The organism is Kineothrix sp. MB12-C1 (genome assembly GCF_030863805.1).
In the GTDB taxonomy this organism is placed as follows: Bacteria; Bacillota; Clostridia; order Lachnospirales; family Lachnospiraceae; genus Kineothrix.
Map to the genome: position 1 here is coordinate 1,695,168 of NZ_CP132957.1, position 14,736 is coordinate 1,709,903.

16 protein-coding genes are annotated in these 14,736 nt (G+C 40.3%); 5 read left to right on the forward strand and 11 right to left on the reverse strand.

Annotated elements, in window-relative coordinates; all coding sequences use genetic code 11:
* Positions 1 to 41 precede the first annotated feature (41 nt).
* Positions 42 to 1,106, reverse strand: coding sequence for a sugar ABC transporter substrate-binding protein (locus RBB56_RS07865; protein ID WP_306721831.1), 1,065 nt, complete (start codon positions 1,104 to 1,106; stop codon positions 42 to 44).
* A gap of 91 nt (positions 1,107 to 1,197) precedes the next feature.
* Complete coding sequence (locus tag RBB56_RS07870; protein ID WP_306721832.1) at positions 1,198 to 2,226, reverse strand: zinc-dependent alcohol dehydrogenase family protein; 1,029 nt, start codon at positions 2,224 to 2,226, stop codon at positions 1,198 to 1,200.
* Between the two features lie 219 nt (positions 2,227 to 2,445).
* On the opposite strand from RBB56_RS07870, the gene RBB56_RS07875 reads away from it, so the two are divergent.
* Positions 2,446 to 2,658 (forward strand): hypothetical protein, encoded by a 213-nt coding sequence (locus RBB56_RS07875; protein WP_306721833.1) that lies wholly within the window; start codon positions 2,446 to 2,448, stop codon positions 2,656 to 2,658.
* A 184-nt stretch (positions 2,659 to 2,842) separates the two neighbouring features.
* Here the strand turns inward: RBB56_RS07875 and RBB56_RS07880 are convergent, their stop codons facing one another.
* Positions 2,843 to 3,061 (reverse strand): helix-turn-helix domain-containing protein, encoded by a 219-nt coding sequence (locus RBB56_RS07880; RefSeq protein WP_306721834.1) that lies wholly within the window; start codon positions 3,059 to 3,061, stop codon positions 2,843 to 2,845.
* Between the two features lie 10 nt (positions 3,062 to 3,071).
* Entirely contained in the window at positions 3,072 to 3,554 is a 483-nt protein-coding gene (locus tag RBB56_RS07885; protein WP_306721835.1) for a DUF2975 domain-containing protein, read from the reverse strand.
* Between the two features lie 212 nt (positions 3,555 to 3,766).
* Between RBB56_RS07885 and RBB56_RS18615 the strand changes: the two genes are divergently transcribed.
* Complete coding sequence (locus RBB56_RS18615; protein ID WP_306721836.1) at positions 3,767 to 4,018, forward strand: maltose acetyltransferase domain-containing protein; 252 nt, start codon at positions 3,767 to 3,769, stop codon at positions 4,016 to 4,018.
* A gap of 32 nt (positions 4,019 to 4,050) precedes the next feature.
* Here RBB56_RS18615 and RBB56_RS07895 read toward each other — a convergent pair whose 3' ends face one another.
* A complete protein-coding gene (locus tag RBB56_RS07895; protein WP_306721837.1) occupies positions 4,051 to 5,070 on the reverse strand; it encodes a hypothetical protein in 1,020 nt (339 codons plus the stop codon).
* Positions 5,071 to 5,206: 136 nt separating this feature from the next.
* Here RBB56_RS07895 and RBB56_RS07900 point away from each other — a divergent pair, with 136 nt between their 5' ends.
* Positions 5,207 to 6,118, forward strand: a complete 912-nt coding sequence (locus tag RBB56_RS07900; RefSeq protein WP_306721838.1) for a TIGR03943 family putative permease subunit — start codon at positions 5,207 to 5,209, stop codon at positions 6,116 to 6,118.
* A gap of 101 nt (positions 6,119 to 6,219) precedes the next feature.
* Here the strand turns inward: RBB56_RS07900 and RBB56_RS07905 are convergent, their stop codons facing one another.
* Positions 6,220 to 6,876 carry a metal-dependent transcriptional regulator gene (locus tag RBB56_RS07905; protein WP_306721839.1) on the reverse strand — a complete coding sequence of 219 codons (657 nt, stop codon included), beginning with the start codon at positions 6,874 to 6,876 and terminating at the stop codon, positions 6,220 to 6,222.
* A gap of 422 nt (positions 6,877 to 7,298) precedes the next feature.
* Here RBB56_RS07905 and RBB56_RS07910 point away from each other — a divergent pair, with 422 nt between their 5' ends.
* On the forward strand, positions 7,299 to 7,631 hold the full coding sequence (locus RBB56_RS07910; RefSeq protein WP_306721840.1) for a hypothetical protein: 333 nt from the start codon (positions 7,299 to 7,301) through the stop codon (positions 7,629 to 7,631).
* 44 nt (positions 7,632 to 7,675) lie between these two features.
* Here RBB56_RS07910 and RBB56_RS07915 read toward each other — a convergent pair whose 3' ends face one another.
* From RBB56_RS07915 to RBB56_RS07935, 5 genes are all read right to left on the reverse strand, one after another.
* A complete protein-coding gene (locus RBB56_RS07915) occupies positions 7,676 to 8,458 on the reverse strand; it encodes an aminoglycoside N(3)-acetyltransferase (protein ID WP_306722113.1) in 783 nt (260 codons plus the stop codon).
* Positions 8,459 to 8,500: 42 nt separating this feature from the next.
* Positions 8,501 to 10,267, reverse strand: coding sequence for a glycoside hydrolase family 13 protein (locus tag RBB56_RS07920; RefSeq protein ID WP_306721841.1), 1,767 nt, complete (start codon positions 10,265 to 10,267; stop codon positions 8,501 to 8,503).
* 42 nt (positions 10,268 to 10,309) lie between these two features.
* Positions 10,310 to 11,188: a sugar ABC transporter permease gene (locus RBB56_RS07925; RefSeq protein WP_306721842.1), complete on the reverse strand. Its 879-nt coding sequence runs from the start codon at positions 11,186 to 11,188 to the stop codon at positions 10,310 to 10,312.
* A gap of 57 nt (positions 11,189 to 11,245) precedes the next feature.
* Positions 11,246 to 12,136: a carbohydrate ABC transporter permease gene (locus tag RBB56_RS07930; protein ID WP_306721843.1), complete on the reverse strand. Its 891-nt coding sequence runs from the start codon at positions 12,134 to 12,136 to the stop codon at positions 11,246 to 11,248.
* 96 nt (positions 12,137 to 12,232) lie between these two features.
* On the reverse strand, positions 12,233 to 13,513 hold the full coding sequence (locus RBB56_RS07935; RefSeq protein WP_306721844.1) for an extracellular solute-binding protein: 1,281 nt from the start codon (positions 13,511 to 13,513) through the stop codon (positions 12,233 to 12,235).
* 186 nt (positions 13,514 to 13,699) lie between these two features.
* On the opposite strand from RBB56_RS07935, the gene RBB56_RS07940 reads away from it, so the two are divergent.
* Positions 13,700 to 14,716 carry a LacI family DNA-binding transcriptional regulator gene (locus RBB56_RS07940; RefSeq protein WP_306721845.1) on the forward strand — a complete coding sequence of 339 codons (1,017 nt, stop codon included), beginning with the start codon at positions 13,700 to 13,702 and terminating at the stop codon, positions 14,714 to 14,716.
* Positions 14,717 to 14,736 lie beyond the last annotated feature (20 nt).

Here is a 14,736-nt window from a genome sequence, read left to right on the forward strand (position 1 = left end):
CAAATAACCCCACATCCATAATTTGTGCCACTATCTTCTATTTATTTATAATCTGCTAAGTATTCCGCTGCATTTGAGCTATCAATAACAAGAAGAGGTCTTACTAAATTCTGCTCTGCAAAGGTTTCTCCATTGAGGAGTCTTTCATAAAGATCAACAACTGCTTCTGCTGTTTTCTTATTGGATCCTTCAAAGCCTACGGATGCTCTTGTCGCTTCGCCATTCACAATTGCTTCTAACTGCTGCTGTGTAGCATCTGCCGAGAAGATACCCATATCGTCAGGAATATTACCTTCCATCTTAGTCATAAATGCCTGGTTAGCACCGATGTCACCGCCTGCACCGATGGAGCAAACAATCTTAGTATCAGGGTTAGCCTGAAGAATTGTTTCCATATTGGTGATTGCTGCCTGAGCATCCAGTGCCGGCTGCTGTGCTACAACCTTATACTTGCCGCCAGCGATTTCTTCGAGAGCATTCAGGATACCTGTTTCTCTTTCAAGAAGGATAGGAGTCTGAGGATAATTCATAATTGCCACTTCTGCTACACTTCCATCCGGATAGTTCTCATTAATGAAGTTAGCTGCTTCCTGTCCGATTACATATCCTAACTTGGTATTATCGAGAATCCAGTTAAGATCTGTGTTCGTCATCGCATCATCCCAGCACATTACCTTAATGCCTGCATCCCTTGCTTGCTTCAAATAGTCTTCGATCGCATTAGGATCGGACGGATGAACCATAATGAGGTTAACCTGATTGGTTATAAAGTTCTCAATCTGCTGAATCTGTGTTGCTGAGTTATCGTTACAAGCGAGAATGGTATATTCCCATCCCTTTTCCTTCAACAGCTTCTCTACTTCGCCGAATACTCCTGCCCAATAGCTGTTCTCAAGTGATTGTAGTGTAATACCAACTTTGAAGTTATCAGCCGCTGCTGTATCTGCAACCTCTTCTTTTGCGGGTTCCGCCACAGCTTCCGCTTCCTTGGCTGTTTCCGTCTTCGCGCCTGCAGCTTCCTGTGCGGGTGCCTTTGCACCGCATCCTACTAATCCGGAAAATGCCATAACCCCAACTAGTGCCAAGCTAATGATTCTCTTTTTCATTTACTTTCCTCCTAATAAATTTTATAGTTTCTATATCATAAACAGCCTTGGCCTTAAGCTGCTTATTTCACAATAGTTACCTAGTCTCCGACTAGTCGTTCAATTGAAGAACAACCTTCCCTTTTCTTCGATAATTCTCATCCTCGAAAGCTTTCACACAATCTTCGAGGGGAATGATATCACTGATCATATCTGTCACATTCAATTTCCCGGATTCCAGGATCGCAATAGACCTTTCAAAGGTATAAGGGTTGATAAAAGATGAGGTAAGCTTTAATTCTTTCTTAAATACTATTTCAGGATCAACGGATAAGCTTGTATTCGGTCCGGTCAAACCGAACATCATGACCGTCGCCCCTTTTCCTGCACATTTTATCGCTGTATCGATCGTTCTGACATTCCCCACACATTCGATTACCACATTGACATTCTTGCAACTTGCCTGTAGTACAGCTTCTATATCTTCCTCCAGGGGATTGATTACGACATCTGCTCCCAGCTTCCTGCCCATCTCTCTTTTCTCTTCCACCGGTTCTGAAAGGATAATCTTGCCCGCTCCGGCCATACTTGCCAACTGTAACATAATAAGACCTATGGGACCTCCGCCGATTACCAACACCTCATCGCCAAGCTTGATATTACATAAGTCAATACCATGAAGACAACAGGATACCGGTTCCGTCATAGCAGCCGTTAATGCGTCCATTCCTTTTTTGAACTTGAAAACCTGTTTTTCACAGACAACACAGTATTGTGCAAAGCCGCCATCGCAGGTCGTTCCGATTCCAATTACGTTTTCACAAAATTGCTCCATCGCATTCTTGCAATAGTAACATTCACCGCACATGTTATTGGGATCCACAGTAACTAAATCTCCAACCTTGATTTTACTTACCTTCTCTCCGACTCTTTCTACGATTCCGGAAAATTCATGTCCCATAATTAAGGGTGGGGTTGCCTCAAAAGCTCCGCCGTCTCCGCTGTATATATGGATATCCGTACCGCATACCCCGCAATACTGCACTTTAATTAAGACATCTGTATCACCGACTTCAGAAACCTTCACATCCTCTACTCGAATATCCTTCGGTCCGTTATAGATTAGCGCCCGCATGTTCATGGCAATACCCCCTTCAGTTAAGATGTTATTAGCTTACCTAACTTTCGAATCGATTAATATCCCATTAGATTTCTAATTATCCGAGTATCTTATGAAGTTGTTTTAAAAAGTATTTGATTTTGGCTATCATGTGAATTATCATATGATTACTAAATATTCAGAAGTTTAATAATGAGGTATTGAGAATAGAAAATCTTACCATTTAGGAGGAAATTCATTATGAAGAAGGTAAAAGTATGTAAAGAATGTTCTAAATTCAAGAAAAAAGAAATTAAATCATACGCGGAAGAAATCGGCTGCAAGTTGAAGTTCGAATGCATAGGAAAATGTACTAAGAAACACCCTGAACTGGCTGATAAATATTTTGGAAAAATAGACGGGAAATTTGTTGTATGTTCTTCGAAAAAAGAATTCTTCGAGCAAATGAAATGACGAAATGATGAATGAAAAGATTTGATTCGTTCTATAGGATCAATAATTTTACATACTGCTTCATAAAAAAGCGTAGGATATGGATCGGCAAAAAAACAGAGCGGCGGGATAGATGAAAAACCTATCCGCCGCTCTGCTTTCACTATGAGGGTTATTGTTTATAAGATTGAATAGTACAGGGTGGCTATTCAACATCTTGACTCTTTCTGTATTCCAGAATATCGCCCGGCTGGCAATCCAACGCTATACAAATAGCCTCCAAAGTTGCGAACCGAACTCCCTTTACTTTTCCATTTTTTAATAAGGATAAATTAGCCATCGTAATTCCAACTCGTTCTGAAAGTTCCGTGACACTCATTTTCCTTTTTGCAAGCATAACATCAATATTCACTATAATAGCCATATCATTCACCTCAAATTATCATGTCGTTATCTGCCTTAATATTAATGGCATCTTGCAAAAGTCGTTTCAGAATAGAGGAAAATACAGCGATTATGAATGCGGAACCGGATATAACAAACCCGATCAGCATTAAACCCGGGGCGTCCTCCAATTGAGCTACGCAATAAAAGAAAGGCAAACCGCCTACAGTGCAAATCACAAAGATTGCGATGGCGCATCGCATAATAATCTGTAACGAATTGACCGCCATTATCGAAAATGCACAGTTGGCATCAATATAGCCTAAAAGTTTTAGTGCCTGATATAGCGCGATAAAGAACGGTATGGCGGATGCAAACGTACCGAAAATCAAAATATAGTATAGGGAAGCATAAATTGAATTAGGATCCCGGTCTGTAGCCGCCAACCAAATACAAACGACACAAAAAGCAAGCACAATTGCCCCTGCAAATAAAGTTGCTGCTCTTAGGATGAGTGTCGAACCAAGTTTCATAAAGTCCACCGCCTTCTATTAAATAGTAAACTAATATTATCATTATATTTATCGTATGTCAATAAATAAATATTGTATCGTATGCTGTATTTATTGTTTTTATTGTTTTTACACAAAAACCAAGAACATTGAAAAAGGCAGTTTTGTGCTATACTATTAAAAAGAATAAAAAGTATAAATGGAAGAATCGCTACAGAGGAAGGATAAATTATATGACAGCAAAGGAAAAAATGTTAAACGGCGAGTATTATATTAGCTGGGATGAAGAGTTAACTAAAGAGAGAGAAAAAACAAAAGATATGCTGTTTGAATTTAATAATGTGAAACCTTCCCTTACAAATTGCTGCATTTTAGATTGTGCAAAGATTGCAATCGGAGACAATGTATGGATATGCGGAGGCGTTACAATTACAGGGGGAGTTAAAATAGGCTCGAATACAGTTATGGTGCCGGAAGCGTTGTAACAAAGGATGATTTGTTCCTTTTCCTAAGTCCCCTAATAGGATATCTCCTCAACAAATTCTGAAAATACCTCTTCGAAATCTCCTTGAAATGCTTCTTCAAAGGTCTGCCTTCCTATCATAACCTCTACTACTGTATCGAGCCCATAATTTTCTGCTAAATATTCTGAAAATACATAAGCTTGGGGATAGGTAAGTCTATTTGCCCCTTTTCCGGAAGGCTTATCCAACCCGCCCATTCTCCGTTGATAAACATCTATAATAGCCATATTCAAAGAAGTAGACAATTCGGGTTCTTTTAATGTGATTTTACCTACTGTTTCATAAAAAAGTGCAAAATCTAAATCCGCAACTCCCATGGGCATAGGCGCTTTCTCTAAATAATATTCCTTAATATGATTCATAAAAACCTGATCCTCTTGTGGTATCTCATAGAGAAACGCCTTATCTGTTATACATTCCCAAAAGAGTGCCTTACTCTCCCCCATGTAATCAGACTCTATCTGGATCGTAAGCAATGTGGTAACGCCTTCTTCCAGCCAGATTTCTTCATCACGTTCGCCTGGCAATAATATATGAAATACTTCATGATATATATCTGATTTATCGGCGATATATACACCGCCATTCTCCAAGGCATAAGACATCGGTTCATCCGAATTTATAAAATACACATCTACTCGCTGTTCCTTCATCCGTTCCGAAATAATTTCATAGGTAGCCGGTTCCCTTACTTCCAAATCAGAAAGGATCGCATTACGCCCTTCCACCCAATCTGCAAAAAGAACATAAACATCACCTGCCTCCTTCAGCCAATCGGTAGGTGCTAAATAAAACATGCAATTCTCATGCTCAATCACCGTAGAATATGATTCTATCTCAAAGGTCTTCATAGTATCACCATTAATTTTAAAAGAATCAGGTATCTCCGCTAATCCTATCTCTTTCAACCATTTCTTCCGGTATTCATCCATATTTCCCATGGAAAGATATTCTGAAAGTCCTACCTCCTCCATCACATATTCCGTAAAGGATAAGGCTGTACTTTTAGCCATGTTTCTATCACTTTCATCAGAGAAATCCTCTAAGAAATATACAGGCAGCAAGGAGAGTATGGGTATGTTTTCTTCTTCCTCATAATAGGACTTCAGATCCTATCTTCTTACTTTATGGATTGGGGGTACTATAACTATGCAGATATATGCAAAAAAACTTAATCCTCAAATATTTTTGGAGATTCTATGCTATTTTACATTTGCCGCTCTGATAATCTCTCTGCTTGGCAACGGAAAATATCTTTCTTATGTTACACCACGCATGAAACCCTACTTAATTTTTTCGGCAATCACCATGGTGATTTGGGGCCTTGCCGCTGCCCGCCGCCTGTTTCGCCCCCAGTACAAGATACGATCTATGCACTGTTTTGTTCTGGCGATTCCGATCTTATTGATTTTGCTTCCTCACAGTTCCTTGGGTATATCGGATGTTTCCGGAGGATATGTCAGCGGAAATGTTCTTTCCGGCCAGACAAACCAATATAACTCGTTTCAGAGCCAGAATACGGCTGAAAACTCTAATCCGAATTCATCCGCAGAAGTTACAACGGAAAATCCCTCTGTAAGGGAGTCGGAACCTGATGTAACGGATACATATTCTTCAAACGATGCCTTTGAAACGCAGTCTGATGTTTTTGATTCCGTCGATTTTCCCGGCTTGGATGAAGCCAACAAAACTATTACTGTTTCCAATGAAGATTTTGGCATGTGGATTTATGAGCTCTATGTAAATATGGAAAAATATGCCGGATACAAGATTATTATGACCGGTTTCATCTTCAAAGACCCTGAATTTCTGGAAGCGGATGAATTCGTTCCTGCCCGATTATCAATGTCCTGCTGTGTTGCGGATTTGGTGCCGACTGGACTTATCTGTAAATATGATAAGGCTTCTGAACTGGAAACGGACTCCTGGATAACAGTGGAAGGAACGCTTTATATTGAAGAATATAAATACGATGACATGTCATTTGACGAACCTCTCATTCACGTAACAAAGATTACTCCGGCAGAGGCAGTAGATGAATATGTCTATCCATATTATTGACCGGAAAGTAAGATCATCTTGTAAACGAACCAGATATGGGGATCGTGAAGTTCGCTGTCACTTGTTTTTATATGGAAACCCCCTAAATAATATATTTTGTGTTACAACCCTTCTGTCTGATCCACATAGATTTGACAGGCAGCTTTATAACTAATTTGAACACGCCTGCCTTCCAAGTCAAGCGTGAGCGGCCCTTCATAGGCAGCCATTCCGATAATACATATAGAACTTCCAATCACAATTCCATTTTCCTGAAGATAATCCAGCAGTTCCTTTTCTTCCGTAACCCGCCGAACGTGGGAGTTTACGCCGACTGGAAGAAGATTCAAAGTCTGCATCGGAACAAGATCAACCTGCCCGTCGGGATGAGGAATTGCACTGCCATGAGGGCAGTACGCCGGGTAATTCAAAAAATTATCCAGCCTGGAAGTGAGACGCGCAGGAGTGATATGCTCTAAGAGTTCTGCGTCTTCATGAGCCTCACTCCAGGAATAGCCCAAATGACGCATAAGAAATACTTCCCAAAGACGATGTCCTCGAACTAATGAAATAGCAGCATGCATACCTTTATCTGTCAGATAGGTCCCTTTATAGGGCTCATAGTGAATTAATTCTTCCCGTTTCATCTTTCCCAACATTTCTGTCACGGAAGCCGGAGCGACCTGCAAAGTCTCCGCAATTTTCTTATTATTTACCAGTTCATTCAAACCACCAAGTTTATAGATAGCTTTCAAGTAATCCTCTTTATTAGGTGTCATCTTATCTTCCTCCGTTTTTTGCAAATACGCCGTATTGCTGTATCTTTAAATATTTTTTATTTTACTTTGCAAATATTTCTAAAAACGCTCCAATTAATAAAATAAGAGATGTGACAATCAAAGTTGGTATCTTACGGCAAAACAACCGCCTTGTATAAGTATTCATAGAATCCTCCATTTATTATTTGCATTTTTTATTATATATTTTCTTTATTTTAGGTGTGCCTAAATTCAATTATATTATATGCCTAACACTGGGGAGTTGCAAGTAGTTTTTTAAAAATTACTAAATATAGTGAATATCGACTTTGAAATACAATACTACTGACCTTTTCTAATACAATACACGAGTTCGTTCGCTCTTGTTTTTAGCAAATCTCTTTCGTATAATAAAAGCGAAGTATTAGAGAGAGGAGCTTCCTATGAATTTTGAAAATGTCTTTTTTGCCGTTATCTGTTGGTTATGTTCTTTGATTTTTGGGGCGATCGCCCTTTGGGCATATAGGCGCCGTGACCCAATGCACTTTTGGTCAGGCAGCACGGTAAAGCCGGAGGAAATAGAAGATATACCCGGATATAATCGAGCAAATGGTTTGATGTGGGCAATTTACGCCTTTTGTATGTTTACGGCAGGTGCTTTATCGCTTATCAGTATTACAGTGGGTGTTATTTTAATAGTGACTCTATCTTTTCCCGGTCTTATTGTTCTAATTATCGTTTATAAGCGAATCTATAATAGATACAAAAGTAAATGACACGGTAATATCGAGAAGATACTACCGTGTCGTAAAAAAATACCTTAACATTTTCTATTACTCTCTATCCAACTTATGGCAAAGTCAACAAGCTCTCTCATATTCATACATTTAACAACTGCATTGCCTATGCCTATTTTCTTAATAGAATTAAAACGCTCAAAGTCTATTCCAATTTGAACAAAATCTTCTCCATCAACTGCGAGTGTTTCATAGTCTATCCACTGTCTTTCCCCGCCAATCTTTACAACACTGCTGGCAATTTCATTTTTCTTCGAAGGATATTCTGCCAATACATCCGCAAGATGAAGAGAAGTATTTTTATCGTAATCAACACCGATCAGAAGAACCTTTCCATCAAGCTCATATAGTTTTCCAATAGGAGAGCTCTTACCGAAAATATCACTTAAATCATGATTTTCAACTAAGTATTTAGCGTTCGCTCCATTCGCCGAAAACGAACGTGCCGGATGATCGCTTCTGATCGTTCCTTTCCAAGTTCGAAACATCTCAGCAACAATACCCATCGTATTGGTAGGTGTAATATCTTTATCATAAGCAGGCAAATTTTCTATTAATATCTGCCAGTATTCCTCCGGCACTTCATAATGTACCCCAGATTCAGGGGAGAGGTTTTTCCAGCTTTGTGTAGGCATTAAAATTGTGCCGCTATCTCCAACAGTCTCCAATAAAGATTCAATTATTGTTTGTGCACCGCCGCAAACGTAGCCTAAACTACTTAAGGAAGTATGAACAATAACATTATCTCCTTTCTCAAGACCTAAGAATTGATAACTCTTCATAAAGTTTTCTTTAATTAACATCACTTTTTCCAACCCTATCCTCAATTTTTTTAATAAAGCAAGATATTACGAGGAAGATATTTGAAGGATTTTATATCCATATCCATCCAGGTAATCTCCCTCTACACCTTTCTCCAGAAGTACCTGTCCTCCCTCCAAATAACCCCGTATCTCCGCCCGGTTATCTTGAGCATTGAGAATAATTCTTATCCTGCGGATTCCTCTTCGTTCAAAGATGAGAAGGCTGGAATCGGCAGAAGCTTCCACAAATTGCAGCGTGTCCCTTGGATTTATGTATTTATTCCTGATCCTAATGACCTCCTGTACAAAGGCTTCGGTCTCTTCCATACGGCTTTGCCAAGGCATAGGCTGCCTGTACTCCCACTCCTTCATTCCGCATATCTTTTTTTCATCTCCATAGAATACACTGGGGATACCCGGAGTCATAAACAGGTAAAGAAATGCCAATCTCCACTTTTCCTCCTTTTCTCCGCACAAGGAAAAGAAACGCCCTACATCATGACTATCCAGAAGATTTAATTGCGCCCTGGCAACAGGAAGAGGATAGCGCAGCAGCATGTCGGTCATAGCCCCTGCAAATCTCCCGACTCCTATTTTATCCATAGCAAAGAAATCTCTGCAGTGCTTCCTGAAATCATAGTTCATGACCGAATCAAGCATATCTCCCCGAAGCCAGTCTTCCGCATTTTCCCACACCTCACCAATCAGAACCGCTTGAGAGTTTGCCTCCTTTATCTCCTTTCTGAATCTTCGCCAGAAATTTTTGTCAACCTCATTAGCAACATCCAGACGCCAACCATCCACCTGAAAGTTTTCAATCCAATAGCGGCCCACATTTGCAAAATACTCCTGCACTTCGGGGTTGGCCGTATTTAACTTAGGCATCTTTGGTTCATAAGCAAAGCAGGCATATTCGGGAATCTCTCCCTCCTTTGGACGTCTTACCGGAAACTGTAAATGATAGAACCAATCCTTGTACAAAGAATCTTCTCCTTTTTCTATCACATCTTCAAAGAAAGGAAATTCCCAACTGCAGTGATTGAACACACCATCAATAATAATATGCATTCCTCTTCTATGTACTTCCTTGGTTAAATTCAGGAAATCCTCATCGCTTCCCATACAGGGGTCCACATGGAAGTAATCTATAATATCATACTTATGATATTCTCCGGCTCTGAAAATAGGGTTTAAGTACAGGCAGTTAAATCCCAGGTTTTGTATATAATCCAGATTTTCGCGAATTCCATTTATCGTACCTCCGCATTTAGAACGGTATATTTTCCCATCCTCTCCTTCAACGGCACTTTCCTGACCGGCAATCTTCTCTTTCCCGGAAGCGAAGCTGTCAGGAAAAATATTATATACGATGGCATGTTCGAACCATTCGGGAACTTCCAGGATTTCCGAACGTAAAATGTAGGGATATTGGTAATACTCGCTCCTACCCTCGACTACAAACCCATCTTCCAAAGTAAAGTCCGGCAGTTCTTTATGGAAATCATCCCCATAATAATAATACCACTCCTCCCCCTTCCTAATCAGAAAATAGTAACATACCCTTTCAGGCACTCCAACTAAAGTCTCTTCATAGAAATCGAAGATTTTATTCTGCCAGCAAACCTCCATTCTCTTTTCTGAAAAAAAGACAGGGGAGGAAATACATGCCCTATCTCCCCAAAAAAGTGTACAACTATCCAAGTCTCCTTTTGCGGCCCGCAAGCGAATCGTTAAAACATCTTTCGCTTGAGCAAACGCATACTGAGATGTGGGAATGTGCAAGAGTGCACTCTTATTTATTTGAAAATTCATTGTATAATTTCCTCTCTTAACTCTTTTTCTATTTTTCTGCTTCTACCCCTTTACTCCACCTGCGGTAAGCCCTGATACCATATATTTTTGAATCATAAAAAAAATAAGGAGTATCGGCAGAGAAACTAAAATTGCAGCCGCTGTAAACAAAGGCCAGCTCCGGCTGTAATCATTAGCCTGAAGCTGATAAAGCCCTCCCGCAAGGGCATAACTTTCTTCTTTCAGCATAAAGGTGGTAGCGAACAAATATTCATTCCAAACAAAAATCAATACCATAACTGCGGTAACAATAATGGCTGGCCTTGCCAGTGGGAGGATAATCTTTTGTATCAGTTGAAAATCTCCTGCCCCGTCTATTTTGGAGGCTTCTTCTATTTCTATCGGTATGGAATCAAAATACCCCTTCATATTCCATATGCTGAAAATGCACATGGTCCCCGCATAGACAAAGATAAGTCCCGCATGAGAATTTAAGAGATTCATCAATTTAAACAGACGGAATACTGCAAACAAAGTCAGTATTTGCGGAAATGCATTCAACAGAAGTAAAAGTCTTAGCATCCCGCTTCTGCCCGGGAAACGGAACCTCGAAAAGGCATAAGCGGCTGTCACACTTGTCCCCATGGCTAAAAACATTGTTCCTACGCTCAAAATCACAGAATTTACAAGCCACTGCAGAAATGGTTCCTCAAACAGTATTCTTTTATAATTTTCCAATGTGAATCTTCGCGGTAAAAGAGATGCCTCAGAGGTCAGGGCTTCAGTTCCCCCGCTCACTGATAGGAGTAAGGCGTATAGAATGGGAACAAGTCCGATCAGGCATAGCCCCAATAGAAAAAAATTCACCCCCAGCAGCTCTAATTTCTTTTTTATCTTTCTCCTATTTCTGTTCATACTGTCTTTTCTAATTTTCCTTTCCATTTTTATACCCATCTGCGCGCTCCGTGCGCACTCAAATCAATAGGTTAAATACATATCTTATTCAACCTTTTCTCCTTTTATCGATGGATTCATACTGAAAGAGAACAAAATAATAATTCCAAAGATTACGATGGATACCGCCGAGGACAATCCATAGTTATTCGATACAAAAGCTTTCTGATGAGCATAAGTCAGCACTGTCTGCAGGGTAGCTCCGGACAGAGAACCTTTTTGCATTGTCAGCAAATATACGATATCAAATTGTTTGAATGTAGTGAAAGTGGTCAGAATAATAGCGGGCATGATGATTTTCTGAAGGGAAGGTATCGTAATATATATATTCTTCTTTACAAATCCCGCCCCATCCAATTCCGCACTTTCATACATACTTTTATCAATACTTTTCAATGCACCATCTATCATCATAATCATAAATGGCAGTGCCATCCATAAGTTCAATACCAGACAGGAAAAAAAGGCCGGTATGTTTCTCGAAAGGAAGTCGAACTTGGAAAAACCCATTTGACTTAGCCACTTGTTCAACAAACCAAATTCGGAATTGAACATTCCTACCCGCCAGACCAGAATGGATACATAGGCAGGCATAGCCCACGGAAACATCAAAAGGGTCTTATATAATCTCCTCCATTTCAAATCTTCCCTGTTTAAGGCCAGAGCAATAAAATAAGAAACGACTACCTGAAGAACAATATTCACTACTGTCCAAAGCAGAGTGATACCCAGTGCTTCCATAAATCCTGAGTCTATTTTAAGAAGCGCTCTCCCGTAGTTGGCAAACCCCACTATTTGAAAATCTGTCCAATGATACAAATTCATATTGGTAAAGGAAATATAACCTGTGTATAAAATGGGGAATACCACGATTGCTCCGATTAGCATCATTGCAGGAAGGCTGTATATCCACGGCAGAACTTTTCTTTTTTTCATCGGCTACCGGCTCCTTTCTCTTTCACGGCAGGACTTAAGTCCTGCCGCTGGATCACTTAATTTATTTGTAACTGTTCATTACCCTCACAGTTACATTTATTTCATATCGGCTATTGCACTCAAAGCATCATTTTGGTAGTTCTCCGCAATAGTGTTCACATCTTCCCCTGCCTTATTTACTGCGGTAAAGAACGCCTCTGAAGGTCCCCACATAGCGCCCATCTCCGGAACATTAGGCATAGGTACAGCCACTTCTGCCGTTTTCTTCATAACAAGAATCATTTCATTATTAGCGACCTCTGTATCTTCATAAGCCTTCATATTAGCAGGTGCACAGTTGAAATCTTTTGCAAGACGAATTCCTACTTCGGGTTCTGCCAAAACCTCCAATACTTTTACAAGAGCTTCCTTCTTACTCTCCGCCGCATATTTTAAAACACCCAAGCACTGTACTCCTGAAAAAGGTTTCAGAGAATTTCCATTCGGCAGTGTAAAATCTGCCAGAGATTTATATCCAAGTGAAATACCGGCCTCTTTGATTCCGGATATAAGCCATGGTCCTCCCAGAATGGCGGCGGCTTTTTTCTCATTAAACAGGGCCGTTACCGTATTATAATCTCCATCGGCTTGCAATGCAGCAAATTTCTTGTTGTAGTTAATTGCCTCCATGGTAGCCGGATCATTCAGTCCGGGCAAAGCCTCCTCATTGATAACAAAACCTCCAAATCCATAGATAAAAGGAGATATGTTATAAGCATTTGAATGCTGATTTACCAAAGCATATGTACCTGCGCTTGTATCCGTATGAGATACCATATAATCATATAACGCTTCTGTAGTAGACGGAACTTCCCCCTCCCAGAGTTCCTTATTATACAGGAACAGAAGAGTTTCATAATATACCGGCATCAAATACTGCTGACCGTCATAGGTAGCCGCCTGTATGGTCATGGGAAGTAAATCCTGCTGCTTTTCCTGAGAAATCAGATTATTTACCGGCTCTAAGATTCCCATTTCCGCAAAGCTTCCCAAAGAATCGTGGGCAAACAGATACATATCCGGTCCATTTTTTGAATCGGTACCATACAATCGTATCTGTCCCGTCACGTCACTTTTTTTCTCAAATTTTAAAACAATGTTCTCCTCTTTTAGCTTTTCATTTACTATCTCCGCCAAGGCATTCATCATAACATCATCATTGTCATGCCATGCCATAATTTCCGTAGCTTCACCGGCCGCGTTATCCCCTTGCTGTTCCTGTTCCACGGTTTCCACTGTACTGGTACCGGATGCCTCCTCCTGTTCTGCCGCACCACAACCTGCCAAAATACCAACCAAAAGTATTCCGGTAAAACCTAATCCCCATCTCTTTTTCATATTATCCTACCTCGCCTTCTTTACGAAATCGCTTTCCTTAATATGTTTAATAATATCTTGCGCGCAGTTTAATTATATCAATATATATTCGTATTTACTACATTAAATCTTTCATTTCTATTGACTTTGTTAGGAAACCGCTATACTATTTTAGTAGAATTATACATATTTACAAGGAGGTTTTCTATGGCCATTACCATAAATGATGTTGCAAAAGAAGCAGGTGTTTCCACTTCCACCGTTTCCAAAGTCCTCAATCACTGGACTTCCATTTCTCCCGAGACCACAGCAAGGGTAAATGAAGCGATCCGGAAACTAAATTATACTCCCAATGCGAGAGCTGTCAGCTTTGCCCGGGGTTCTACTTTAAATATCTTATTCCTGTCCACCCTTGCCAGAGAGCAGGCTTATAACAACCCACATATGTTCGATATCTTATGCGGTGCGCAAAAAGAACTGTCTGTCCGGGGATATACATTAATGCTGTCCGATATCCCTCCGGATGTTTCTCATGAGAATTATCTGGAAACCCTGATTTCCCAGAAAGCAGTGGATGGTATCATTATTCACGGTTCCGCTTACTCTCCCAAGATGGTAAAACCTCTACTGGACAGCCAATTTCCTCACATTTTAATCGGGCACCCCGGCTCCGGCAGCCGCCTTTGTTGGATCGATACCAATAATAAATTAGCCGGACAGTTTGCCGCAGAGCATCTTCTGGAATGCGGTTATACCAAGACGGCTTTTGTCGGCAGCAAGAAAACTGACCACATCTCCACTCAGAGACTAACCGGATTTTTAAGCGGCATGTACGACTATGGATACCGAATTCCCGAAGAGTATATCAGCTATACCGATTCTTCCATCGAAGAAAGCCAAAAAGCGGTTCAGAGCCTGCTTTCTCTGCCCGAACCGCCTTGCGCATTAGTATGCGAGAATAACACCATTTCCTTAGGTGCCGTGCGGGCAATCTCCGAATCCCGCTTAAAGATTCCTGAAGATATAGCGCTTCTCACTTTTGATCGATACCCCTATTCCAATATCATCTCTCCCACTCCTACGATTATTGATATTGATGTATATGATTTGGGTGTTCAAGCTGCTACTATGCTCCTCAGGAAAATTGAAAATCCCTCTCTCCTTGTACAGAGCTATACGACACTTCCTGTACTGAAGCAAGGCCTTACCACTTTAAATAAATAGAAAGAATTCTTTAAAATAAA

What these genes read in the sequence shown, in the direction of transcription:
- RBB56_RS07865 (WP_306721831.1), bottom strand. Translation starts at nt 1,106, where the DNA reads ATGAAAAAGAGAATCATTAGCTTGGCACTAGTTGGGGTTATGGCATTT.
- RBB56_RS07870 (WP_306721832.1), bottom strand. Translation starts at nt 2,226, where the DNA reads ATGAACATGCGGGCGCTAATCTATAACGGACCGAAGGATATTCGAGTA.
- RBB56_RS07875 (WP_306721833.1), top strand. Translation starts at nt 2,446, where the DNA reads ATGAAGAAGGTAAAAGTATGTAAAGAATGTTCTAAATTCAAGAAAAAA.
- RBB56_RS07880 (WP_306721834.1), bottom strand. Translation starts at nt 3,061, where the DNA reads ATGGCTATTATAGTGAATATTGATGTTATGCTTGCAAAAAGGAAAATG.
- RBB56_RS07885 (WP_306721835.1), bottom strand. Translation starts at nt 3,554, where the DNA reads ATGAAACTTGGTTCGACACTCATCCTAAGAGCAGCAACTTTATTTGCA.
- RBB56_RS18615 (WP_306721836.1), top strand. Translation starts at nt 3,767, where the DNA reads ATGACAGCAAAGGAAAAAATGTTAAACGGCGAGTATTATATTAGCTGG.
- RBB56_RS07895 (WP_306721837.1), bottom strand. Translation starts at nt 5,070, where the DNA reads ATGGCTAAAAGTACAGCCTTATCCTTTACGGAATATGTGATGGAGGAG.
- RBB56_RS07900 (WP_306721838.1), top strand. Translation starts at nt 5,207, where the DNA reads ATGCAGATATATGCAAAAAAACTTAATCCTCAAATATTTTTGGAGATT.
- RBB56_RS07905 (WP_306721839.1), bottom strand. Translation starts at nt 6,876, where the DNA reads ATGACACCTAATAAAGAGGATTACTTGAAAGCTATCTATAAACTTGGT.
- RBB56_RS07910 (WP_306721840.1), top strand. Translation starts at nt 7,299, where the DNA reads ATGAATTTTGAAAATGTCTTTTTTGCCGTTATCTGTTGGTTATGTTCT.
- RBB56_RS07920 (WP_306721841.1), bottom strand. Translation starts at nt 10,267, where the DNA reads ATGAATTTTCAAATAAATAAGAGTGCACTCTTGCACATTCCCACATCT.
- RBB56_RS07925 (WP_306721842.1), bottom strand. Translation starts at nt 11,188, where the DNA reads ATGGAAAGGAAAATTAGAAAAGACAGTATGAACAGAAATAGGAGAAAG.
- RBB56_RS07930 (WP_306721843.1), bottom strand. Translation starts at nt 12,136, where the DNA reads ATGAAAAAAAGAAAAGTTCTGCCGTGGATATACAGCCTTCCTGCAATG.
- RBB56_RS07935 (WP_306721844.1), bottom strand. Translation starts at nt 13,513, where the DNA reads ATGAAAAAGAGATGGGGATTAGGTTTTACCGGAATACTTTTGGTTGGT.
- RBB56_RS07940 (WP_306721845.1), top strand. Translation starts at nt 13,700, where the DNA reads ATGGCCATTACCATAAATGATGTTGCAAAAGAAGCAGGTGTTTCCACT.